Source organism: Kitasatospora sp. NPDC051914, from assembly GCF_040680995.1.
Classification (GTDB): domain Bacteria; phylum Actinomycetota; class Actinomycetes; order Streptomycetales; family Streptomycetaceae; genus Kitasatospora.
This window is the reverse complement of record NZ_JBFAXX010000013.1, coordinates 59,910-81,359: the sequence shown is the minus strand read 5'-3', so window position 1 is coordinate 81,359 and position 21,450 is coordinate 59,910. Positions and strand designations below refer to the sequence as shown.

18 protein-coding genes are annotated in these 21,450 nt (G+C 72.7%); 16 read left to right on the top strand and 2 right to left on the bottom strand.

Annotated elements, in window-relative coordinates:
- Window positions 1-47: 47 nt before the first annotated feature.
- A complete protein-coding gene (locus AB0M03_RS11330) occupies window positions 48-1,457 on the bottom strand; it encodes a hypothetical protein (RefSeq protein WP_363490925.1) in 1,410 nt (469 codons plus the stop codon).
- A 142-nt stretch (window positions 1,458-1,599) separates the two neighbouring features.
- Between AB0M03_RS11330 and AB0M03_RS11325 the strand changes: the two genes are divergently transcribed.
- The 14 genes from AB0M03_RS11325 (at window position 1,600) to AB0M03_RS11260 (ending at window position 17,935) form a co-directional block, all read left to right on the top strand.
- A complete protein-coding gene (locus tag AB0M03_RS11325) occupies window positions 1,600-1,926 on the top strand; it encodes a hypothetical protein (RefSeq protein ID WP_363490923.1) in 327 nt (108 codons plus the stop codon).
- Window positions 1,927-2,027: 101 nt separating this feature from the next.
- Window positions 2,028-2,261, top strand: a complete 234-nt coding sequence (locus AB0M03_RS11320; RefSeq protein WP_363490921.1) for a helix-turn-helix transcriptional regulator — start codon at window positions 2,028-2,030, stop codon at window positions 2,259-2,261.
- A gap of 2 nt (window positions 2,262-2,263) precedes the next feature.
- Entirely contained in the window at window positions 2,264-2,800 is a 537-nt protein-coding gene (locus AB0M03_RS11315; RefSeq protein ID WP_363490919.1) for a Clp protease N-terminal domain-containing protein, read from the top strand.
- Between the two features lie 337 nt (window positions 2,801-3,137).
- The gene (locus AB0M03_RS11310; RefSeq protein WP_363490917.1) at window positions 3,138-4,799 is read left to right on the top strand and encodes an ATP-binding protein; all 1,662 of its coding nucleotides are present in this window, start codon (window positions 3,138-3,140) and stop codon (window positions 4,797-4,799) included.
- Entirely contained in the window at window positions 4,799-5,212 is a 414-nt protein-coding gene (locus AB0M03_RS11305; RefSeq protein WP_363490915.1) for a roadblock/LC7 domain-containing protein, read from the top strand. Before AB0M03_RS11310 ends, AB0M03_RS11305 begins: the two co-directional genes overlap by 1 nt.
- Window positions 5,209-5,571: a DUF742 domain-containing protein gene (locus tag AB0M03_RS11300; RefSeq protein WP_363490913.1), complete on the top strand. Its 363-nt coding sequence runs from the start codon at window positions 5,209-5,211 to the stop codon at window positions 5,569-5,571. The genes AB0M03_RS11305 and AB0M03_RS11300 overlap by 4 nt, the downstream gene beginning before the upstream one ends.
- Entirely contained in the window at window positions 5,552-6,178 is a 627-nt protein-coding gene (locus AB0M03_RS11295; RefSeq protein WP_363490911.1) for an ATP/GTP-binding protein, read from the top strand. Before AB0M03_RS11300 ends, AB0M03_RS11295 begins: the two co-directional genes overlap by 20 nt.
- Window positions 6,175-7,422 carry a cytochrome P450 gene (locus AB0M03_RS11290; protein ID WP_363490909.1) on the top strand — a complete coding sequence of 416 codons (1,248 nt, stop codon included), beginning with the start codon at window positions 6,175-6,177 and terminating at the stop codon, window positions 7,420-7,422. Before AB0M03_RS11295 ends, AB0M03_RS11290 begins: the two co-directional genes overlap by 4 nt.
- 23 nt (window positions 7,423-7,445) lie before the next feature.
- On the top strand, window positions 7,446-8,678 hold the full coding sequence (locus AB0M03_RS11285) for a cytochrome P450 (protein ID WP_363490907.1): 1,233 nt from the start codon (window positions 7,446-7,448) through the stop codon (window positions 8,676-8,678).
- 282 nt (window positions 8,679-8,960) lie between these two features.
- Window positions 8,961-10,322 (top strand): ABC transporter substrate-binding protein, encoded by a 1,362-nt coding sequence (locus tag AB0M03_RS11280; RefSeq protein ID WP_363490905.1) that lies wholly within the window; start codon window positions 8,961-8,963, stop codon window positions 10,320-10,322.
- Window positions 10,323-10,400: 78 nt separating this feature from the next.
- Window positions 10,401-11,414 (top strand): sugar ABC transporter permease, encoded by a 1,014-nt coding sequence (locus AB0M03_RS11275; RefSeq protein ID WP_363490903.1) that lies wholly within the window; start codon window positions 10,401-10,403, stop codon window positions 11,412-11,414.
- Window positions 11,411-12,367 carry a carbohydrate ABC transporter permease gene (locus AB0M03_RS11270; protein WP_363490901.1) on the top strand — a complete coding sequence of 319 codons (957 nt, stop codon included), beginning with the start codon at window positions 11,411-11,413 and terminating at the stop codon, window positions 12,365-12,367. Before AB0M03_RS11275 ends, AB0M03_RS11270 begins: the two co-directional genes overlap by 4 nt.
- Before the next feature lie 234 nt (window positions 12,368-12,601).
- On the top strand, window positions 12,602-15,712 hold the full coding sequence (locus AB0M03_RS11265; protein ID WP_363490899.1) for an Ig-like domain-containing protein: 3,111 nt from the start codon (window positions 12,602-12,604) through the stop codon (window positions 15,710-15,712).
- A gap of 777 nt (window positions 15,713-16,489) precedes the next feature.
- A complete protein-coding gene (locus AB0M03_RS11260) occupies window positions 16,490-17,935 on the top strand; it encodes a DUF4173 domain-containing protein (protein WP_363490897.1) in 1,446 nt (481 codons plus the stop codon).
- Window positions 17,936-18,022: 87 nt separating this feature from the next.
- Here AB0M03_RS11260 and AB0M03_RS11255 read toward each other — a convergent pair whose 3' ends face one another.
- Window positions 18,023-19,564 (bottom strand): MFS transporter, encoded by a 1,542-nt coding sequence (locus tag AB0M03_RS11255; protein WP_363491009.1) that lies wholly within the window; start codon window positions 19,562-19,564, stop codon window positions 18,023-18,025.
- A 349-nt stretch (window positions 19,565-19,913) separates the two neighbouring features.
- Here AB0M03_RS11255 and AB0M03_RS11250 point away from each other — a divergent pair, with 349 nt between their 5' ends.
- Both AB0M03_RS11250 and AB0M03_RS11245 read left to right on the top strand, forming a co-directional pair.
- Complete coding sequence (locus tag AB0M03_RS11250) at window positions 19,914-20,540, top strand: TetR/AcrR family transcriptional regulator (protein WP_363490895.1); 627 nt, start codon at window positions 19,914-19,916, stop codon at window positions 20,538-20,540.
- 225 nt (window positions 20,541-20,765) lie between these two features.
- The gene (locus AB0M03_RS11245) at window positions 20,766-21,449 is read left to right on the top strand and encodes a ribonuclease HII (protein WP_363490893.1); all 684 of its coding nucleotides are present in this window, start codon (window positions 20,766-20,768) and stop codon (window positions 21,447-21,449) included.
- The last annotated feature ends 1 nt before the right edge of the window (window position 21,450 follow it).

The following is a 21,450-nucleotide window of genomic DNA, read 5'->3' as shown; positions in this document are numbered from 1 at the left end:
CGGAAAGGGCCGGACCCCGAGCGGGGTCCGGCCCTTCGTCGTGTCCGTCAGTGGGTGGTGCTCAGGGAGGGGAGGGGCCATTCGCGGTGGAAGGCGGGGAGGGGGAGGTCGGCCTTGAAGAGGGGGGTGCCGAGGATCTTGATCTGGGCGTAGAGCCGGCCGTTGATGTCGAGGCCGGCGGTGTTGGTCCAACTGCCCTCGACGTGCGGGGGCTCGCCGGTGGTGTCGAGGGTGACGCTGCCGGCGACCCGGGTGCGCAGGTAGGGCTCGATGCCGGCGGCGACGCCGACGGTGTTGTAGAGGCCGACGGAGGCCTCGGCGGTGAGGCCGGTGCGCAGGGCGGCGTTGCCGCTGAGCCTGGCCCGGACGGGGCCGACGGTGGTGGTGCCCGGGTCGGCGGTGGTGGTCCAGCCCTTGCCCTTGGCGTAATCGGCGTGGACCGACCAGGCGCCGTCGAGGTTCTGTTCGGCCTCGACGGTGAGCTTGCCGTCGGCACCGACGGTCAGGTAGCAGGTGAGGTCGAGGTTGACCACGACCGGGAAGCCCGCGACGGTCAGGACGGGGCTGGCGCTGAGCTTGGCGAGGGGGACGCGCAGCGGGGTGGGGTTGGCGGCGAGGGTGGCGCTGACCTTCCAGTCGGCGTGGGCTCCGAGGCCGAAGCCGACGCGGGCCTTCTCGATGCCGCCCTTGAGGATGCCGCGGCCGTCGTAGGAGAAGTCGACGGAGGGGTCGAGCCGGATGCCGGCGGCGAGGTCGGCCTTGGCCCCGCCGGGCAGCGGGACGCTGGTGCTGGCGTCGAGGGAGAGCTGGGCGGAGGCGGTGCCGTTGCCGCCGCCGGGGCGGGCGGTGAATCCGACCTTGAGGTCCTTGACCAGGGGCTGGACGCGGATGCCGTGGGCGTCGATCGCGGTGTGCTGCTCGGTGGCGGTGGCGCCGAGCAGTTCGGCGACCTCGGCGGGCCGGGTGGTGACCTCGACGCGGTCGCCCTCGGTCTTCTGCACACCGGTGACGGCGACGAGCGCGCCGCGGGGTGCGGCGGGGGTGGGCGGGCTGGCGATCAGCTGGCCGGTGCGGACGGTGTCCGGTGCGGCGGTGGTGCCGGTGCTCGGGGTGTGCGAGGGGCCGGTGCTGCGGGGAGTGCCGGTGGGCTTCGCGGCGGCTCCGGCGCGGAGGGTGGCGCGGCCGCTGGCGGGATCGTAGGCGAGGAGGGCGACGGCCTTTCCGGTGCCGGCGGCCGGCTTGCCCGAGGTGGCCGGGGTGGCGACGGCGGCCGGGGACACGGCGACGGCCGGTTCGGTGCTGCTCGGGGCGGTGGCCGCCGGGGCCGGGGCGGCCTCCGTGGTGAGGGCCGCGGCGGCGAGGGCCGGGTCGGCGGCGGGTGCGGAGGCGGCGCAGCCGGTGGCGGCGAGCAGCAGGGTGGCGGCCAGTGCGGAGAGCGCACGGGAGCGTATGGACATGCGGAGGGTTCGCCTTCGATGTGGTGAGGGCAGGTTCAGGCCGGACGGGGGTGGCCGACCGACGCATTCCTTGACATGTTACTGACGAGTCATCGGTTGGACGAAAGTGACGCAGGCTCAACTTTCTGGAGGTGGATGCCGGATGAGCTTCGGATGGCATGCCCGGCGGGTGGCGGATTCGAGGCTGCCGCTGCGGGTGAGGGTGGCGGCGCTGCGGTCGTGCGTGCAGCTGTACCGGCCGCTGGGGTTCCACGGGACGCTGGACCGGCTGGCGTGGCTGGCCGGCCCGTTCCAGCGGGACGAGGCGGCGCTGCTGCGGGCGCTGGCGGTGCTGGAGGAGGACCGCGGGCGCTGGCTGGCGGAGTTGGACGACTACGCGCGGTCGCGCCGCACGGGCAAGCGCTGCGGGCGGCGGGTGCCGGGGGAGGGGGAACGTAATCCGAACGACCGGTCGTACTGGTCGGTGTGAGGGCGGGGCGGCCGTCGGGGGTGGCCGCCGAGGCCCGTCCTCCGGGGCTCATCTTGTCAACAAAGGTTGACAAGCGGGCGATGTCAACCTAGGTTGACACCATGAGCGAGACGAGACAGCTCGCCGCAGATGCGGGCAGCCGCGACCCCGCGATCGGCCTGCGGGCCGTCCGGGCGCTGCGGGACCTGGCCGACCGGCTGGAGGACCTGCAGGTCGGCAACGCCCGTGCGCAGGGTTGGTCCTGGCAGGAGATCGCCGCCTGCCTGGGCGTCAGCCGGCAGGCGGTGCACAAGAAGTACGCCAAGAGGATCTTCGGTTCGAGAGGGGAGGGCTGACCGTGTTCGAGCGGTTCACGGACGGCGCGCGACGCGTCGTCATGCAGGCCCAGGTGGAGGCGCGCGAGCTCGGCCACGAGCAGGTGGGCACCGAGCACCTGCTGCTCGGCGTGCTGCACGACCCGGCCGATCCGGTGGCCGCCCTGCTGGTCGCCGACGGCTTCGACCACGGCACCGCCCGTGCCGAGATCCTGCGGCTGGCCGGCGGCGGCGTGGACGGCCGGGCGCTGGCCTCGATCGGGGTCGACCTGGACGCCGTCCGGGCGGCGGTGGAGTCCTCCTTCGGCGAGGGCGCCCTGGAGCGCAGGCCGGCCGACGGCCGCCGCGACAAGTCCCGCCACCGGCTCTCCGCCCACGCCCGCAAGACCCTGGAGCTGTCGCTGCGCGAGGCCCTGCGCCTCAAGCACAAGGAGATCGCCACCGGCCACATCCTGCTCGGCCTGATCCGCGAGGGCCAGGGCACGGGTGCGCTGGTGCTCTCCGGCCACGGCCTGGACTTCGCCAAGCTCCGGCGGGACGTGGAGGCCGTCATCGGCTGACCGCCGCACCGCCGGCGGGCCGTCCACGGGCCCGCCGTCCGCGCCGCGCGCACCGGAGCACCCGGGGCCGTCCCGCATGGCGGGACGGCCCCCTCGCGTCCGTCAGGCCGTGCGGCCCGTGGACGGGCCCCGCCCCGCCCGGTTACCGGGTGGTACGGACGCGGAGCGTCAGCCTGTGCGACTGTCCGTCAACTCGCCCATTGAGTCGAAAAGCTGAATGGATATGATCTGGCGACCGCGTGTACCGATCAAATGACCGGTGCGCGCCCGGCTGTGCGTACCGCCGGTCCGCCCGGTCGCCCTGCTCCGCCGCCGACGCCGCACGAGGATCAGACAGATGAGAGCTCGCACGCGCCCCGCCCGGGCGGCGTACCAGGGACCGGACGGCGGGCTCGCGGTCCGCGCCGCGGCCGGGATGCTCCTCGGCGCGGGGGCCGCCGCAGCAGCCGTCGTCCTCACCCCCACCGCCCACCGTGCCGCCGTCGCGGGCGTGTCCGCGGTCGCCGCGCTGCTCTGGTGCTGCCTCGTCGGGTACGCCGCCAAGCTGGGTGCCCGCGCCCGCACCGCCGAGAGCGGCCTCGCCGCCGCCCGGCGCGAACTCGCCGAGACCGGCGCCGCCGCGGGCTCGCTGCACACCGAACTCACCGCCGCCCACACCACCGCAGGGGCACTGCGCGCCGCCCTGGCCAACGCCCAGGCCGAGGCCGGCGAGATCCGCGCCGACCTCGACCGGGCCCGCGCCGCCGAGCAGACGCTGCGCACCGAACTCGCCGCCCTGCACGAGGCGCACAGCGCAGCCGTCCGCGAGCGCACCGAACTCGCCGCACTCCGCGACCAGGTGCTGCCCCAGGTGGTGGAGCGGCTGCGCGCCGGCGCCTCGGTGGACACCGCGCTGGCCGGCCACGACCTGCCCGCGCACCACGCACTGATGCGCACCGTCGCCGAGGCCGTCGCCCGCGGCGAGCGCCAGCGCGCCGCCGCACTCGCCGTCTGCGCCACCGCCGCCGGCCGCGTCCAGGCACTGGCCACCAGCATGCACGCGGAACTCCGCGACATGCAGCACCGGCACGGCGAGGACGTCCTCGGCGACCTGCTCGTCCTCGACCACTCCACCGCCCAGGTCGGCCGGATGGCCGACTCCATCGCGGTGCTCACCGGCGCCCGCTCCGGCCGCCGCTGGACGAAGCCGATCGGCGTCGAGTCCGTGCTGCGCGGCGCCCTCGGCCGGATCGGCGCCTACCAGCGGGTGCGGCTGCACAACGCCTCCACCGCCGCGGTGGCCGGCTTCGCCGCGGAGGGCGTGATGCACGTCCTCGCCGAACTCCTCGACAACGCCGCCAACTTCTCCGCCCCGCCGGCCGAGGTGCACGTCTACGTCGAGGAGGTGCACTCCGGCCTGGTCGTCACCGTCGAGGACGGCGGCCTCGGCCTCAGCGAGAGCTGGCTGCGCCGCGCAGAACAGGCCGTCTCCGCACAGCCGCTGGACCTCAGCGCGCTCTCCGCCGGCACCCGCCTGGGCCTCGCCGTGGTCGGCTCGCTCGCCCGCAAGCACGGCCTGTCGATCTCCTTCCGGCCCTCCGCCCGCGGCGGCACCGGCGTGGTGGTGCTGATCCCCGAACAGCTCGTCAGCCACCCCGCACCCGCCCTCGCCAGGGCGCTCGCCGCCGAGCGGCAGGCCGCCGCGGCCGCACCCGCAGCCCCGCCCCGGGCCACCGTGCGCCCCGCACTGGAGCCGGCCCCGGCCCCCGCCCGCAGCGGCGGGGCACCCGCAGACGACGCCGGCAACGACGCCGGCAGCGACACCCCGCCGGCCGGCCGGGCCCTGCCGCAGCGCCGCCGCGGCCAGACCCTGGCGGCCGCGGCCCCGGCGGCCGCGCCCACCCCGGTGAAGCACCCCGACCGAGCCGGCGCGGCCCTCTCGGCGGCCCGGTTCGGCGCGTTCCGCAAGGCCCTGCAAGGGGCCGAGTCCCCCGATGCCCATCCGAAGGACGATGCCTGATGAGCAGCAGCACCGACCGCGACCTCGACTGGCTGCTGGAGAACCTGCTGGCGGTCACCCCCGGCGCCCGCCACGCCCTGGTGCTCTCCGCCGACGGCCTGAAGCTCTGCCACACCTCCGGCCTCGGCGCCGACCGGGCCGACCAGCTGGCCGCGATCGCCTCCGGCATGCAGAGCCTGGCGCACGGCGCCTCCATCGAGTTCGGCGACTCGACGGGCGGGGTGCGCCAGTCGATGACCGAGTTCCACGGCGGCATCCTGTGCATCGTCGCCGCCGGTGAGGGCGCCCACCTGGCGGTCGTCACCGACGACGACGCCGACGTCGGCGTCGTCGGGCACAACATGCACGGGCTGATCGAGCAGATCGGGGTGTTCCTCAGCGCCCCGCCGCGCGAGATCGAGGCCGGGGTGTGACGCGGCCGCTGCCCGGCCGGGACGAGGACCCGGACCGGCTCTACACCGTGACCCGCGGCCGGAGCCGGCCCCCGGAGCACGCCTTCGACCTGGTGACGCTGATCGTCACCGAGCAGGAGCCGGTGCCCGGCATGCAGTCCGAGCACGCGCGCATCCTCACCCTGTGCGCCACCCCGACGGCGGTGGTCGAACTCGCCGCCGAACTCGGCCTGCCGGTCAGCGTGGTGAAGATCCTGCTGGGCGACCTGCTGGAGGCCGGCCGGATCACCGCCCGCCACCCCAGGTTCGCGCCGTCGAAGGCGCGGCTGCCCGACCTCGACACGCTGAAGCAGGTACTGCATGGTCTCCAACGGCTCTGACACCCTCGCCCCGGCCGGCAGAGCGCCGCTCAGCAGCACCGCCGCCAACGGCCTGAAGATCGTCGTGGTCGGCGGCTTCGGCGTGGGCAAGACCACCCTCGTCGGCTCGGTGAGCGAGATCCGCCCGCTGAACACCGAGGAGACCATGACCCGGGCCGGCGAGGGCGTCGACGACCTCACCGGGGTCCGGGGCAAGCGCTCGACCACGGTCGCCTTCGACTTCGGCCGGATCACCCTCGGCGCCGAGAACGTCCTCTACCTCTTCGGCGCCCCCGGCCAGGAGCGCTTCTGGTTCCTGTGGGACCGGCTGTTCAGCGGCGCCCTCGGCGCCGTCGTCCTGGTCGACACCCGCCGGCTGGAGGAGTCCTGGTACGCCATCGACCGCCTCGAGCACCACGGCACGCCGTTCGTGGTGGCCCGCAACAACTTCGGGCCGCCGGAGCACACCCTCGCCGAGGTGAGGGCCGCCCTCGACCTCGGCGACCACGTCCCGCTGGTGGAGTGCGACGCACGGGACCGCGAGTCGAGCAAGCAGGTGCTGATCGAACTCGTCCGCCACCTGCACCGCATGGCCGAGGCCGAGGCCTCCGGAGAGGACACCCCGTGACCGAGCCCGTGACCACCCCGCCGCCGGGCTGCCCGGCGCACGCCGACGCGGCCCCGCTCTACGGGCCGCGCTTCCAGACCGACCCCGGCGCGCTCTACCAGGAGCTCCGCGACCGGCACGGCCCGGTCGCCCCGGTCGAGCTCGCCGGCGGCGTCCCCGCCTGGCTGGTGATCGGCTACCGCGAGCTCCAGCTGGTCACCGGCCAGCCCAAGGTCTTCGGCCGGGACTCCACCCGCTGGAACCAGTGGCCGAACATCCCCGAGGACTGGCCGCTCAAGCCGATGATGGCCCCCGTCCCGTCGATCCTGTACGCCGAGGGGGCCGAGCACCAGCGCCGCAGTGCCGCAGTCACCGACGCGCTCTCCGGCATCGACCCGTACGAGCTGCGCATCCACTGCGAGGAGGTCGCCGACCGGCTGATCGACGGCTTCGCCGGCCGCGGCGAGGCCGATCTGGTCGCCGACTACGCGCACCGGATGCCGCTGCTGGTGCTGTGCAAGCTGTTCGGCCTCGACGAGGACGAGGCCCCGGTGCTCATCCGCGGCCTGCTCGCCATGCTGGACGGCGGCGCCGACGCCCAGGAGGGCGCCCAGCAACTGCTCGCCGTGATGCTCGGACTCGTCGAGCGGCGCCGCGGGAAGCCTGCCAACGACCTCACCTCGCGGCTGCTCGCCCACCCGGCAGGACTGGGCGACGAGGAGGTCATGCGGGACCTGCGGGTGCTGCTGATCGCCGGCCACCAGCCCTGCGCGTACTGGATCTCCAACGCCTTGCGGTTGATGCTCACCGACGAGCGGTTCGCGGCCTCGCTGTCCGGCGGCCGCCGCTCCATCGGCCAGGCGCTCGGCGAGGCCCTGTGGGAGGACACCCCCACCCAGATCTTCGCCGGCCGCTGGGCGACCCGGGACGTCCAGCTCGGCGGCCAGCGGATCGCCAAGGGCGACATGGTGCTGCTCGGCTTCGCCGGGGCCAACGCCGACCCGTCCGTGCGACAGGAGTCCGGCCGGCCCGCCGAGGGCAACCGCGCCTACCTGAGCTTCTCCTACGGCGACCACGGCTGCCCGTACCCCGCCCGGGAGGCCGCCGAGGTGATCGCCAACACGGCGATCGAAGTGCTGCTGGACCGGCTGCCCGACCTGCGCCTCGCGGTGTCCGAGAGCGCCCTGGTGTGGCGCCCCTCGGCGTGGGTGCGCGGACTGATGGCGCTACCGGTGGCGTTCACGCCCGGCTACGTGGGCGAGTGACCCGAGAAGGAGGAGGGGCAGGGATGACCGAAGCGATCACGGCCGCCGCACCGAGCACGGCCGCGCCGCTGGTGATGGACCCGCTGGCGCGCGACAACGCCGCCGAGGGCGCGCTGCTGCGCGCCGCCGGGCCGGTGGTGCCGGTGGAGCTGATGGGGGTGCGCGGCTGGGCCGTCACCCGGCACGCCGAGGCCCGACAGTTGCTGACCGACGCCCGGCTGGTCAAGGACGCCTCGCACTGGGCGGCCTACCAGAAGGGCGAGGTGCCGAAGACCTGGCCGCTGATCGGCCTGGCGGTGCCGGGCCCGTCCATGGTCACCACGGACGGCGCCGAGCACCGCCGGCTGCGGGCGATCGTCGCGCAGGCCTTCACCCCGCGCCGGGTCGAACTGATGCGGCCCAGGATCGAGGAGATCACCGCCGAACTGCTCGACCGGGTCGCCGCCGCGGGGCCGGTGGTCGACCTGAAGACGGTCTTCGCCTTCCCGCTGCCCATGTCGGTGATCGGCTGGCTGCTCGGCGTGCCCGAGCACGACCACGCCTACATCCGCGAGCTGTACGAGCGGTTCTTCTCCAGCACCACCAGGCCCGCGGACGTGCCGGCCACCATCGCCGCGCTGAACGCCCTCGTCGCCGACCTGGTGGCCCGCCGCCGGGCCGAGCCCGGCGACGACCTGATCAGCGCCCTGCTGGCCGCCGACGTCGAGGGCGGCGCACTGACCGACGCCGAGGCCTCCGCCACCCTGCGGGTGATCATCGCCGCCGGGCACGAGACCACCGTCAACCTGATCACCAACGCCGTCCGCGCGCTGCTCGCCCATCCGGACCAGCTGGCGCTCGCCCGTTCGGGTGAGGTGGCCTGGTCGGCCGTGGTCGAGGAGTCGCTCCGCTGGACGCCCCCGACCAGCAACTTCCTGTTCCGCTTCGCCGCCGCGGACATCGAGGCCGGCGGCACCGTGATCCCCGCCGGGGACGCCGTCCTGATCTCGTACAACGCGATCGGCCGCGACCCGGTGCAGCACGGGATCACCGCCGAGCTGTTCGACATCACCCGCGACGCCGGCCGGCACCTGTCCTTCGGGCACGGGCCGCACGTCTGCCCCGGCTCGCCGCTGGCCCGCCTGGAGGCGTCGGTGGCCCTGCCGGCCCTCTTCGAGCGGTTCCCGGACCTCGCCCTCGCCGTGCCCGACGGCGAACTGCAGCCGAACCCCACCATGGTGGTGAACAGCCTGCGCGAGCTGCCCGTCCGGCTATGACCGGTTCGGAGGGCCGTTCGGAGGGCCGGTTCGGAGGGCCGGTCCGCCACCGGCCTTCCAGCACAACCGGATTACGACCGGGACACCGCGCGATGAAGGTCGAACGCGCACCTTGGCGTGCGGTAACCGGTGAGTTAACGTCGTCAAGCCAGCGAAGTCGCTGGGTACAGCTCGATCAACCGGTTCAGCGCAGCGTTGTTGTGTCCCACCGCCGGCATCCCGGGGTGCCCCGGCCAGGAGGAGCGCATTGACCACCACCACGATCGCCTGTGAGGCCCGCCGATGACCCCAATCCAGCGGCGGCGACTGCTCGCCGCCCCCGCCGTGCTCGCCCTGGCCCTGACCGCGGCCTGCTCGAACAGCTCCTCCAAGGACGGCGGCGGGACGTCGGCAGCGCCCACGCTCACCGGTGACTGCGCCAAGTACCAGGCCTACGCGGGCCATTCCGGTACCAAGGTGACGATGTTCGCCTCGATCCTCAGCCCGGAGTCCGACTCGCTGGAGAAGTCCTGGGCCGAGTTCAGTTCTTGTACGGGCATCAAGATCTCGTACGAGGGCTCCAACGACTTCGAGTCCCAGCTCCCCGTGCGGGTCAGCGGCGGAAACGCCCCCGATTTCGCGATCATCCCTCAGCCCGGCCTGCTCGCCCAGATGGTGAAGACCGGAAAGGTCGTCAAGCCGCCGGCGCAGACCGTCGCCAACGAGGACAAGTGGAGCCCGGTCTGGAAGACCTACGGCTCCGTCAACGGCACCTTCTACGCGGCGCCGATGAGTGCCAACATGAAGTCGCTCGTCTGGTACTCGCCGAAGGCCTTCAAGCAGGCCGGCTACGAGGTCCCGAAGACCTGGGCCGACCTGATGGCCCTCAGCAACAGGATCGCCACCTCCGGCGGCGCCAAGCCCTGGTGCGGCGGCATCGCCTCCGGCACCGCCACCGGCTGGCCGGCCACCGACTGGGTCGAGGAGGTCGTCCTCGGCACCTACGGCGGCGACGTCTACGACCAGTGGGTCAGCCACAAGGTCAAGTTCAGCGACGAGAAGATCACCACCGCGATGAAGACGGTGGCCGACTGGATGCAGAACCCGGCCTGGGTCAACGCCGGCATCGGCGACGTGAAGTCGATCGCCACCACGACCTTCCAGGACGCCGGCGCGCCGATCCTCAGCAACAAGTGCTACATGCTGCAGCAGGCCTCGTTCTACCGCGCCCAGTGGCCCAAGGGCACCAACATCGGCCCGGACGGCGACATCTTCGCCTTCCACCTGCCCGCCGTGAACCCGGCGGTCAACAGCCCGGTCGAGGGCGGCGGCGAGTTCCTCGCCGCGTTCTCCAACCGCCCCGAGGTGCAGGCGGTGCAGAACTACCTGTCCACCAGCGACTGGGCGAGCAGCCGGGTCAAGGTCGCCTCCGGCTGGGTCTCCGCCAACCAGGGCGTGGACAAGAGCCTCTACACCGACCCGATCGACAGGCTCTCCGCCGAGGCGCTGACCGACCCGGCCGCCACGTTCCGCTTCGACGCCTCCGACCTGATGCCGGCCGCCGTCGGCTCCGGCCAGATGTGGAAGTCGTTCACCGCGTGGTTCGCCGAGGGACAGGCCATTCCGAAGGTGGCGGCTGACATCGACGCGGCCTGGCCGCAGTAACGGCAGCCGCCCCGGGCAGCGCGGGTCCCACCCACCCGCGCTGCCCCTCCCCATGTCCGCCGAGGAAGGACCTTCCGCATGCCCGCGGCCACCGCTGCCGTGCACCTCGCCGACTCGGCGTGGACGGACGCGACGATCAAGTTCACCAACACCGTCGGAGCCGTCGCAGGCTTCCTCGGGGTGCTGCTCCTGATCTTCTACGCGGCCGGCCGGGCCACCGGCCGGTTCGCCCGGCCGCTGGCCGTCCTCGTCATGGTCGGCCCCGCCCTCCTGCTGCTGCTCGTCGGCCTGATCGTGCCGCTGATCCGCACCGTCTACCTGAGCTTCTACAACGACGACTCCACCAAGGCCGTCGGCGCGGACAACTACGGCTGGGCCCTCACCACCGAGTCGATCCACCAGGTGCTGTGGAACACCTTCCAGTGGCTGGTGGTCGCCCCGCTGGTCGCCACCGGCGCCGGCCTGCTGCTCGCCCTCATGGTGGACCGGCTGCGCGGCCAGGCGGTCTACAAGTCCCTGCTGTTCATGCCGATGGCGATCTCCCTGGTCGGCGCCTCCATCATCTGGAAGTTCGTCTACGAGGACCGCGACCCCTCCCAGCCGCAGATCGGCCTGCTCAGCCAGCTCGCGATCAGCCTCGGCTGGGACGACCCGCCGAACTGGATCCTCTCCCACCCGCTGAACAACTACCTGCTGATGATCGTCATGATCTGGGTGCAGACCGGCTTCGCCATGGTGGTCCTCTCCGCCGCGATCAAGGCCATCCCGGACGAGATCACCGAGGCCGCCCGACTCGACGGTGCCCGCGGCCTCCAGCTGTTCCGCCACGTCACCGTGCCGATGATCCGCACCACCCTGATCGTCGTGCTCACCACGGTGATGATCACCACGCTGAAGGCCTTCGACATCGTCCGCACCATGACCGGCGGCAACTTCGGCACCCAGGTGCTCGCCAACGAGATGTACTCGCAGTCCTTCGTGCAGTTCAACGTCGGACGCGGCAGCGCCCTCGCCGTCATCCTCTTCCTGGCCGTGATCCCTCTGGTGGCCTACAACATCGTCCAGCTGCGCAAGGAGCGTGAGCACCGATGAGCGAGCAGCTCGCCCCGGCCCCGCAGCCGGGAGAGGCGGACGGCACGCCCCCGGTGAAGGCCGTCCGCCGCGCCTTCAGCAGCCCGCTGGCCTCCATGCTGATGATCGTCGTCACCGTGCTCTGGACGATCCCCACCATCGGCCTGCTGATCACCTCGCTGCGCCCCGAGGAGGACGTCTCCAGCAGCGGCTGGTGGACGGCCTTCGGCGACCCGAACCTCACCCTGGAGAACTACCACACGGTGCTCTTCGAGGGCGGCTTCGGCGTCAGCGGCGGCCTGATGCCGTACCTGGTCAACTCGCTGGCGATCAGCATCCCCGCGACGGTCTTCCCGCTGGTGCTCGCCGCCATGGCCGCGTACGGCCTGGCCTGGGTGAAGTTCCGCGGGAGCGACGTCGTCTTCTTCCTGATCTTCGCGCTGCAGGTGGTGCCGCTGCAGATGGCGCTCATCCCGCTGCTCCAGCTGTTCTCCGGCGGCGCGCACATCGGCTCGGTCACCATCATCCCGGCCTTCGACCTCAGCGGCACGTACGCCCCGGTCTGGCTGGCGCACACCATGTTCGCCATGCCGCTGGCGATCTTCCTGCTGCACAACTTCATCGCCCAGCTGCCGCGGGACGTGATGGAGGCGGCCGTCGTCGACGGCGCCACCCACTTCAAGATCTTCCGCTCGATCGTGCTGCCGCTGTGCGCCCCGGCGCTGGCCTCCTTCGCGATCTTCCAGTTCCTCTGGGTGTGGAACGACCTGCTGGTGGCCCTCACCTTCGCCGGCGGCACCCCCGAGGTCGCCCCGATGACCGTCCGGCTGGCCCAGCTCACCGGTTCCTTCGGCGGCCGCTGGGAGCTGCTCACCGCGGGCGCCTTCCTGTCGCTGATCGTGCCGCTGATCGTCTTCTTCGCGCTCCAGCGGTACTTCGTCCGCGGCCTGCTGGCGGGCTCGGTCAAGGGCTGAGGCCCCGGGGCGGCCGCTCTCCTGCGCCGGCGCTCTCCTGCGCCGGCCGTTCTCCGCTCCGGCCACTCTTCCCGCTTCGGCCGTCCTCCTGCTCGGCCACCGCGCGACCGATCCTGACGGTGCGTGACATGGTCCGGGAATGTGGGGATTTCGAGGACGCGCAACCCGTACAGCCGGTACACCGGTAGCGGCGATTCCGCCGACTGTCCGGTTGTCCGACTTGTGGGGGATGGCGTGAGGTTCAGAAGACGTCTGGCGTGCCTGGTGGCCGCCGTGCTGGCGGGGGCCGTCCTGGCCGCCGCACCCGCGGAGGCCGCGGGCACGGCAACCCTCGGCAACACCGTGGTCGGCTCGGCCACCGACTCCGGCGACTCCAACTACATGAACACCTCGCGCTTCGTCACCGGCGCAGGCGGCGGCGCGCTCAACAGCATCAGCGTGCACGTCGGCGCGGTCGGCGCCGCGCCCAACAACCAGTACCAGGTCGCGGTCTACACCGACGCCGCGGGCAAGCCGGGCGCGCTGGTCGCCAACAGCACCTCCGGCACCCTCACCGCCAACGCCTGGAACACCCTGCCGCTGTCCGGGACGCTCACCGCCAACACCGCCTACTGGCTCGCCTACAACAGCAACGGCGCGAGCGCGGCCGTCAACAACCTGCACTACAGCAGCGGCGGCACCAGCGGGTACTCCACCGGCGGCGCCCCCTTCGGCACCTGGCCAGCGGCCTTCGGGGCGAGCAGCACCATGAGCGCCACGTTCTCGATCTACGCCACCTACACCCCCGACGGCGGCGGCACCACCCCGCCCGGCAGCGGCCCCGGCGCCGAAGGCCCGATCCTGCTGGTCGGCAACGCGGCGAACCCGTACACCGCCTACTACACCGAGATCCTCAAGGCCGAGGGCCTCAACTACTACAAGCAGACCGACCTGTCGGCGGTCACCGCGGCGATGCTCGCCTCCTACGACGTCGTGCTGCTCGGCGAGAACGCCCTCACCCCGGCCCAGGTCTCCATGTTCACCACCTGGACCAACGGCGGCGGACGGCTGATCGCGATGCGCCCCGACAAACAGCTCGCCGGGCTGCTCGGGCTCACCGCCACCACCGGCACCCTCGCCGACGCCTACCTGAAGATCGACACCGCGGCCGCCCCCGGCGCCGGCCTCACCGCCGACACCATGGGCTTCCACGGCACCGCCGACCGCTGGACGCTGAACGGCGCCACCGCCGTCGCCACCCTCTACGACGACGCCACCACGGCGAGCACCAACCCCGCCGTCACCCTGCGCACCGTCGGCACCGGCCGTGCCGCCGCCTTCACCTACGACCTCGCCAAGTCCGTCGTCCAGACCCGCCAGGGCAACATCGCCTGGGCCGGCCAGCAGCGCGACTCCACCGACGGCTACGAGGCCAGCGAGATGTTCTTCGGCACCAACGGCCAGCCGAACTGGAACAACCTCGACAAGGCGCTGATCCCGATCGCCGACGAGCAGCAGCGGCTGCTCGCCAACCTGATCACCCTGATGGACTCGGCGAAGAAGCCGCTGCCGCGGTTCTGGTACTTCCCGCGGGACGTCAAGGCGGTCGTCGTGATGACCGGTGACGACCACGGCATCGGCGGCACCGTCGGCCGTTGGGACAGCTACATCTCCCAGTCGCCGGCCGGCTGCTCGGTCGCGGACTGGGAGTGCGTGCGCGGCTCCTCGTACATCTACACCGACGACCCGATGACCCCGGCGCAGGCGCAGTCCTACACCGACGAGGGCTTCGAGGTCGGTGTGCACGTCACCACCGCATGCAAGCCGTGGGGCACCACCGCCAACCTGCAGGCCCTCTACAACGACCAGCTGACGGCCTGGAAGGCCAAGTACGGCTCGCTGCCGAACCCGTCGAGCAGCAGGACGCACTGCGTCGAGTGGGACGACTGGGCGACCCAGGCCAAGACCAAGCTGGCCAACGGCATCCGGCTCGACATGGACTACTACTACTACCCGTCCGCCTTCGTGCAGGACCGGCCGGGCTACTTCAACGGCACCGGCATGATCATGAAGTTCGCGGACACCGACGGCAGCGTCATCGACGAGTACCAGGCCACCACCCAGCTCACCGACGAGTCCGGCCAGTCCTACCCGTCCACGGTCGCCACCCTGCTCGACGGCGCCGTCGGCTCCAAGGGCTACTACGCGGCGATCGGCGCCAACATCCACACCGACTTCGCCGCCTCCAGCGCCTCGGACGCCGTCGTCACGGCGGCCAAGGCCCGCGGGGTGCCGGTCGTCTCCGGCCGGCAGATGCTCACCTGGCTGGACGGCCGCAACGGCTCCGCGTTCTCCAAGCTCGCCTGGAGCGGCTCCTCGCTCACCTTCGACATCACCGGCGGCACCCGCGGCCTGCGCGCCATGGTGCCGGTGAACTCCGCCTCCGGCACGCTCACCGGGATCGCCAAGCAGGGCCAGGCGGTACCGTACCGGATCGAGACGGTCAAGGGCGTCGCCTACGCCTTCTTCGACGGCGCCGTCGGCTCCTACACCGCCACCTACGGGCAGGACACCACCGCGCCCACCGTCACCGGCACCACCCCGGCCAACGGCGCCACCGGCGTCCCGGCCGCAGGCACCGTGAAGTTCTCCTTCAGCGAGCCGCTGGACGCCGCGACGGTCACCTCCTCGGCGCTCACCCTGAAGACCACCGGCGGCGGGACGCCCGTCGCCGGCACCGTCAGTTACGACGGGGCCACCAGCACCGCCGTGTTCACCCCGAGCGCCGCCCTGGCGCTGACGACCGGATACACCGCCACCGTCCAGGGGGTGAAGGACCTGGCCGGCAACGCCCTCGCAGGCCCGGTGAGCACCGCCTTCACCACCGCGGGCGCACCGCCCAGGACGATCGGCTCCAGCACGGTCGGCACGCTGACCGACGACACCGACTCCAACCACCTGAACGGATCCAAGGTCACCACCGGGTCCTCCCCGGTGCCGCTCACCTCGCTCAGCGTGCACGTCGGCGGGGTCAGCTCGGCGCCCAACAACCAGTACCAGCTGGCCGTCTACAGCGACAACGCCGGCTCGCCCGGGAACCTGATCGTCTCCACCGCCTCCGGCACGCTCACCCCCAACGCCTGGAACTCGCTGCCGGTCTCCGTCACCCTGGCCGCCAACACCACCTACTGGTTCGTCTACAACAGCAACGGGACGAGCTCCACGGTGAACAACATGCACTACTCCACGGGCGCCGCCGGCTCCGGCGCCTACAGCAACACGGTGGTGCCGTTCGGCACCTGGCCGGCCGCCTTCGGAACGGCGGTCAAGGACAACCTCGTCTACTCGCTGTACGGCGAGTACTGACGATCCTTCGGGCGGGCCGCCGCGGGCAGGCCTTCCCGTGCGGGGCGCTTGTGTCACAACTCTGCGACACAAGCGCCCCGCGGCACTTTTGAACCTGTTCAGAAATGCTCCCGGAGGCCTAGAGTCACGATCACCATCGCGGGGCTGCCGGTCGGCTGCCGCGTGTTCCGTGACGCCTGAGGGGGACTCATGCCGACACCGTCAGACAACACGCCGCCGCCCGTGCCCGGGAAGGGGCCTGCCGGGGGCTCCGGTGGTGCCGGGGATTCCGGAGGTTCAGAGGGCTCCGGGGGCTCGCCTGCGGCCGACATCGGGGCCGGGGCCGGGGCAGGAGGCAAGGACGGCGGCGGCCCGGGGGCCCCGGATCCGGGTGCCACCGTGCCGGGTGCCCGGGCGGGGTCCGACGGCGGCTCCGGCGCCGAGCTCCGGAAGGCGGGAACCGCTCCCGAACCTAAGACTGCCGAAGCAGGCCCGGCGCCCGGTTCCGGTACCGCGTCCGGCTCCGTGCCCGAGGCCGGTGGTACGGGTGCAGGTGCGGCTTCCGGTGCCGCGCCCGGCCCAGGTGCCAGTGCAGGTGCCAGTGTTGGTGCAGGTAGGGCTGCCGGTGTCGGGGCGCCCGGGAGCGCGGCCCCTGCCGCCGGTCCTCGGCCGGGCCCCGGGCCCCGGCCCGGTGCGGGCCCCGCAGCCGCAGGTGTCTGGCGGCCGCCGCCGCCGACCCCGTCGCCTCTCTGGCACACCGTCACGGCCCCGACGCGGCCCGAGCTCCCGGGGCTGGGCGTGGTCGCGGCCGGTGGCGCCTCCGGCCTGCTGGCCGCGGCCCTGCTCAGCGAGGGGCTGGGCGTCAATGTGCTGCTGTGGGCGCTCGTCGGTGCGATTGCCGCCGGTCTCGCCGCGCACGCCACCGGGCGCAGGGTCCGTCTCTGGACGGTGGTGTGGACGGTCGCCGCGCTGACGCTGCTGCTCGTCCCGGCACTGATCGAGGCCTCCTGGCCGGTGGTACTGGCGCTGCTCGCCGCGGCGGGCGCCGGATCGATCGCCCTGCACGGTGGGAAGCGCTGGCCCGGCGTGGTGCTCGGCGCCCTCGGCATGTGGTCGCACCTGATCCCCGGCCTGGCCTGGTCGGTGCTCGCGCTGCGCAACCGCCAGTACCCGGCGCGGGACCGGGTCGTCTCCGTGGTCAAGGCGGTGGCGGTGTCGCTGGCGCTGCTGCTGGTCTTCGGCGCGCTCTTCGCCAGCGCCGATGCAGCCGTCGCCGAGCTCCTGGGCGACCTGATGCCGAGCATCGACGCCGACGACGTGCCGATGAGGCTGCTGCTCTTCGCGGTCGGTCTGCTGGTGGCGCTGGCTGCCGCGCACACCGCCGCCGGGCCGCGCCGGTTCGACCGCTTCCCGGTGAAGCCGGGCCGCGAGCGGGGGCGCCTGGAGTGGGCCCTTCCGCTGACCGCCCTGAACCTGCTCTTCGGTGCCTTCGTCGCCGTCCAGGCCGCGGTCTTCGTCGGCGGTTACGAGTCGGTGATGCGCAAGCCCGGCGTGCTCCCCGCCGAGTACGCTCGCCAGGGCTTCTGGCAACTGCTGATCGTCACCCTGCTGGTGCTCGTCGTCCTCGGGCTCGCCCGCCGCTGGGCACCGCGCTCCACCGCCGGCGACCGGCTGATGGCCAAGAGCCTGCTGTCGCTGCTGTGCACCCTGACCCTGGTGGTCGTCGCCTCCGCCCTGTACCGGATGCACCGTTACGTGGACAACTTCGGCCTGACGCGGCTTCGGATCTCGGTGGCCGCGGTGGAGATCTGGCTGGGTGTCGTCCTGGTGCTGGTGCTGGTCGGCGGCCTGGTCGCCACCGCCCGCTGGCTGCCGCGGGCCGTGGTGCTGAGCGCCGCCGCCGCGACCGCGGTCTTCGGTCTGATCAGCCCGGACGCACTGATCGCCGAGCAGAACGTGCACCGCTTCGAGCAGTCCGGCCGGATCGACGTCGGCTACCTGCGAGACCTCTCCGCCGACGCCGTGCCCGCCCTGGACCGGCTGCCCGAGGACCAACGCACCTGCGCCCTGCAGAAGATCGCCTCGGATCTCGACGCGGAGCACCTGCCCTGGTACGCCACCAGCCTCGCCGAGGCCCGCGCCCGGGAGATCCTGCGGGACCGCCCGGTGCCCCTCACCGGGCGCAGCTCCTGCCTCCGGGTCGGCGTCCGTACGGACCGGCTCTACGGCGAGTACGACTACTGACCGGTGCGGCCCCCGTCGGCACGGCTGGCGGCGGGCCGGATCCTCCGATCCGGGTGGCGGGCCCTCGGCCCGCCACCCGTCGGTGTGTCAGAGGGCCACGCCGGCGGCTCCCTCCGAGGGCAGGTCACTCGCCTTGGCCTTCACCACGACGAGCGACACCACCAGTGCGACGACCGCCAGCAAGGCGCCCACGATGAACGCCTGCCCGATGCCGTGCGCCAGCGTCTCGCTGTACGCCGCGCTGCCGACCGGGAACTCGTGCGTGCGCTGGAACAGCTGCGCCTGCTCCGGGCTCGCGCTCTGCAGGAAGCCGGGCACGAGGTCGGTGGCCTTGGACTTCGCCGCGGTGCTGAACACCGTGGTCAGGATCGACAGGCCGAGCGCGCCACCGATCTGCTGCACCGAGTTCAGCAGGCCGGAGGCCGCGCCGGTCTCCTGGTTCGGCACGCCGGACACGGCGATCAGCATCACCGGGACGAAGATCAGGCCCATGCCGAAGCCGAAGATGACCGTCGGGCCGAGGATGCCGTCCACGTAGCCGCTGTCGGCCTTGAGCTGCGTCAGCCAGGTCAGGCCGATCGCCACCAGGGCGGCGCCGCCGGCCATGAACACCTTCGGGCCGAGCTTGGCCTGGAAGGCCGAGGCGATCTGCGCGGCCACGATGATCGAGGCGCTGATCGGCAGGAACGCCACGCCGGCCTTCAGCGGGCTGTAGTGGATCACGGTCTGCACGAAGATCGTGATGTAGAAGAAGATGCCGAACATCGCCGCGGCGAGGCAGAGCATCATGATCAGGCCACCGGTGCGGTTGCGGTCGCGGAACAGGTGCAGCGGGGTGATCGGCTGCGCCGTCCGCCGCTCGATGACCACGAAGGCGGCCATCAGCAGCACGCCCGCGGCGAAGGAGACGAGCGTCAGTGCGTCGCTCCAGCCGTCCGAGGCGGCGCGGATGAAGCCGTAGACCAGGGCCACCAGGCCGACCGTCGAGGTCAGTGCACCGGGCAGGTCGAAGCGGCCCTCCGTGCGCTCCGACTCGGTGATGTACATCGGTGCGGCGATCGCGATGAGCGCGGCGATCGGCACGTTGACGAAGAACACCCAGCGCCAGTCGAGGTATTCGGTGAGCAGGCCGCCGGCCAGCAGGCCGATCGCCGCACCCGAGCCCGCGACGGCCGAGAACACGCCGAAGGCGCGGTTGCGCTCCGGCCCCTCCTCGAAGTTGCTGGCGATCAGCGCGAAGGCCGTGGGTGAGCAGATCGCGCCGCCGAGGCCCTGCAGGGCGCGGGCGAGGAGCAGCATCGTCGAGTCCTGCGCCAGGCCGCCGAGCAGCGAGGCGAAGCCGAACAGCAGGGTGCCCACGATGAACACCCGGCGCCGGCCGAGGATGTCGCCGAGGCGGCCGCCCAGCAGCAGCAGGCCGCCGAAGGCAAGGGTGTACGCGTTGATCACCCAGGAGAGGGTGGTGTCGGAGAAACCGAGGTCGCCCTTGATGTGCGGCAGGGCGATGTTCACGATCGTCGCGTCGAGCACGACCATCAGCTGGGTGGCCGCGATGACGGTGAGGGTGACGCCCTTGCGCGGGCCGCGCCCGGCTTTCGTCGGTGTCGGTGTACCGACCGTGTCGGAGATTGCCACGTGATTGCCCCCTGTTGGTCCCGCACCGTGGGGTGGTGCGGGAGAGATGCGCCCTGACGTGCGAGGTTGTAACCCTCGCCGGCGGCCGGCCCCGGCCGTGCGGGCACTGTTAAGGAACGGACTCGTTCACTATCATGTGGACGATATCGGCTGGCGATTGTGAACGCAAGCGTTCTCTAGGGTGGTGACGATGGATCAGCTGGTGCGGCGCCAGATGTCTGACGAGCCGTCGGGTGGGGTGTTCCCGGCGAGATGCGCGCCGGTCGCACCCGGCGGTGCGACGCGGGCCGTACCGCCCCCGGCGAGCGCCTCGCCCCTGCCACCCCTCGAGGGGGACAGGCGCGTGCCCGACGCCGTGCCCGGTGCCGTCCCCGGGGAGGCCGGTGCCGTGACCGCCGTGCCGCGGCGGCGCGGCCGCGCACTGGAGGCCGCGATCTTCGAGGCCACCCTCGAGCTCCTCACCTCCGGCGGATTCGCCCGGCTGACGATGGAAGGCGTCGCCGGGGCCGCGCAGACCGGCAAGGCCGCGTTGTACCGGCGCTGGGCGTCGAAGGCGGATCTGGTCGTGCACGCCCTGGGGGCCACTCTGCCACCCCCCGCGGACATCCCCGACCTCGGGTCGGTCCGTTCGGAGTTGCTGCAGCTCATGGGCAGGCTCGGCGGGATCATGAACTCCCCGGCCGGGCACGCCATCCGCGTCCTGATGGCCGAACTCGACCACGAACAGGCCCTCGCCTTCAAGGACTTCCTCGACGGCCGGGTGCTCCGCCCGGCCAACGCCGCGATGCTGGCCATCCTCGGCCGCGGCGAGCGGCGCGGCGACGTCCGCCGGGGCGCGGCCACCCCGATCGTCGCCGACGTCGCACCCGCGATGCTGCTCTACCGCGCCAAGGTCTGCGACGGCCCCCTCGACGAGGACTTCTGCGGGGACCTGGTCGACCAGGTGCTCATCCCGATGGTCCGGCCGTAGGGGAACGGGCACCCGTCGGGGGCGCGGGGAACTGCGCAGGCCGAGTGTCCGGACGGCGCGGGCGGGCCGTGACCTGCGGGGCGGCCCGCATCCGAATCGCGCGGTTCTCCCCCGGCCTTCGGCCGGGAGGTGCCCCCACGCGCCCCGGGCGGGTGCGCCCGTGTGCCTCGGGGGCGTGCCCGGGGACGTAGGCTGGTGCCGCCGGAGCGACACGAATGGACCGCCATGCCCTACGACCCCCCGACCCACTCGGTCGAGCGTTCGCTGCGCCGGGCCGGAGCCGGCGTCGTGGCCGGCCTGGACGAGGTCGGCCGCGGTGCCTGGGCCGGCCCGGTCACGGTCGGTGCCGCGGTCACCGGGCTGCGCCGCCCGCCGGAGGGCCTCACCGACTCCAAGCTCCTCACCGTGAAGCGGCGCGAGGCCCTCGCCCCCGTGCTCGCGGACTGGGTCACCGCGTACGCGCTCGGCCACGCCTCCCCGCAGGAGTGCGACGAGTTGGGCATGACCGCCGCGCTCCGGCTGGCGGCCGAGCGGGCGCTCGCCGCGCTCCCGGTCCGCCCCGACGCCGTCATCCTCGACGGCAAGCACGACTACCTCGGCGGCTCCTGGCAGGTCCGCACCGTGATCAAGGGCGACCAGTCCTGCGTCTGCGTCTCCGCCGCCTCCGTCCTGGCCAAGGTGCAGCGCGACCGGATGATGGCCGAGCTCGGCGCCGGCCACCCCGCGTACGGCTTCGAGGACAACGCGGGCTACCCCTCGCCGGTGCACCGGGCGGCGCTGGAGGAGTTCGGCCCGACCGCCGAGCACCGGCTGTCCTGGGCCTACCTCGACGCGCTGCCGCGCTGGCGCCACCTCAGGCGCTTCCGCGAGCCCGAGCCGGCGGACGAGCAGCTCACACTGGGTTTCTGAC

Bases quoted from the DNA above. Each gene is read 5' to 3' on its own strand.
- AB0M03_RS11245 (WP_363490893.1), top strand. From the start codon at position 20,766: ATGCCCTACGACCCCCCGACCCACTCGGTCGAGCGTTCGCTGCGCCGG.
- AB0M03_RS11280 (WP_363490905.1), top strand. From the start codon at position 8,961: ATGACCCCAATCCAGCGGCGGCGACTGCTCGCCGCCCCCGCCGTGCTC.
- AB0M03_RS11295 (WP_363490911.1), top strand. From the start codon at position 5,552: ATGGTCTCCAACGGCTCTGACACCCTCGCCCCGGCCGGCAGAGCGCCG.
- AB0M03_RS11305 (WP_363490915.1), top strand. From the start codon at position 4,799: ATGAGCAGCAGCACCGACCGCGACCTCGACTGGCTGCTGGAGAACCTG.
- AB0M03_RS11320 (WP_363490921.1), top strand. From the start codon at position 2,028: ATGAGCGAGACGAGACAGCTCGCCGCAGATGCGGGCAGCCGCGACCCC.
- AB0M03_RS11285 (WP_363490907.1), top strand. From the start codon at position 7,446: ATGACCGAAGCGATCACGGCCGCCGCACCGAGCACGGCCGCGCCGCTG.
- AB0M03_RS11310 (WP_363490917.1), top strand. From the start codon at position 3,138: ATGAGAGCTCGCACGCGCCCCGCCCGGGCGGCGTACCAGGGACCGGAC.
- AB0M03_RS11275 (WP_363490903.1), top strand. From the start codon at position 10,401: ATGCCCGCGGCCACCGCTGCCGTGCACCTCGCCGACTCGGCGTGGACG.
- AB0M03_RS11330 (WP_363490925.1), bottom strand. From the start codon at position 1,457: ATGTCCATACGCTCCCGTGCGCTCTCCGCACTGGCCGCCACCCTGCTG.
- AB0M03_RS11270 (WP_363490901.1), top strand. From the start codon at position 11,411: ATGAGCGAGCAGCTCGCCCCGGCCCCGCAGCCGGGAGAGGCGGACGGC.
- AB0M03_RS11325 (WP_363490923.1), top strand. From the start codon at position 1,600: ATGAGCTTCGGATGGCATGCCCGGCGGGTGGCGGATTCGAGGCTGCCG.